Below are 1,210 nucleotides of genomic sequence, written 5' to 3'. Positions count from 1 at the left end.
AAGCTGTCGGGAGGCAAGAATTACAAGTATTTTTTAAGCGCATAGGAATCCGTCCTGGGAGGCTTCGTCGGAAGCTACTCCATTGTCGGCGAAACGGAAACCACAGAGCATTATGGGCTCAAATATGGCTGTAGGAGTAATACGGCCAGTACGACCCACGGACAATTCAATATCCAGCAGCTTAGTTTCCTTTTCCTCCGGCGGATACTTATAGGCTACTGCCCACCGGGGCACCTTGGAAGTGGCCCCCAGCTGTTCCCGTTGGGACAAGCTGTTTAATTTCACCACGGCCCCATCAATATCATAGGGCAGATTTCCCCGGGATGCACCAATGGCATCAATGGCCTTCAGCACTTCCTCGGCAGTATGGCACACATGATAATTGTTGATTATCTTAATGCCCTGCTTCTTCATGAATTCATAAGCTTCTATATGAGTGGCAAATTCTCTACCCTCGGCTTTCTGTAAGTTAAATACAAACATGGAAAGGTGACGTTCTTTTGTGATACGGCTATCCAGCTGTCTAAGGGTTCCAGCGGCGCAGTTACGAGGATTGGCAAAGAGCTTCATCCCCAGCATTTCCTGGCGGGCATTTACCTGCTCAAAGGCCTCCCGTGTCATGTAAACCTCGCCTCTTATCTCAAAATAAGGCACCGGCTCCTTTAATTTCTTTTTCACATCACTGATAACCCGGGCGTTCTCCGTAACATCTTCACCCTGTACCACCCCGTCCCCCCGGGTAATAGCCTGGGTAAGCTCACCATTGCGGTAACGCAGGGCCAGTGACAAGCCGTCAATCTTTTCCTCCACCACAAATTCAGGATTATCCAACTGATTTTGTAGGGAAGTTACAAAGGAAGTAACCTCCTCCTTGGAAAATACATCCTGCAGAGACAGCATAGGCACATCGTGGGCCACCAGTACACCAGCTTCCCGCTTGGCCACACCGCCCACCATCTGGGTGGGGGAGGTTTTGGTAATCAGCTCCGGATACTCTCCTTCAATTTTCTTTAAACGCAGCATCAGCTGGTCAAATTCATAATCGGAAATCTCCGGGGCGTCATTATTGTAATACAGGTTGCTGTGATATTTTATTTCTTTTCTGAGGGCCGCCAGCTCCTGTTTTATTTCTTTAATATCCATATTAAGCCTTCTCTAAAATAAATATTTAAGCTTTCTTTATCGGGGCGTATTTTACCATTAGCATTTT

General features: G+C 47.4%; 1 pseudogene. It reads right to left on the bottom strand.

Annotation, left to right across the window (positions count from 1 at the left end):
• Window positions 1-99: 99 nt before the first annotated feature.
• A pseudogene (ligA, locus tag ACKI5G_RS07785) lies at window positions 100-1,143 on the bottom strand (NAD-dependent DNA ligase LigA); the annotation flags it as partial.
• Window positions 1,144-1,210 lie beyond the last annotated feature (67 nt).

It is taken from the genome of Anaerovibrio sp., from assembly GCF_045637405.1.
Lineage (GTDB): Bacteria > Bacillota > Negativicutes > Selenomonadales > Selenomonadaceae > Anaerovibrio.
This window is presented reverse-complemented; position numbering and strand designations above follow the sequence as displayed.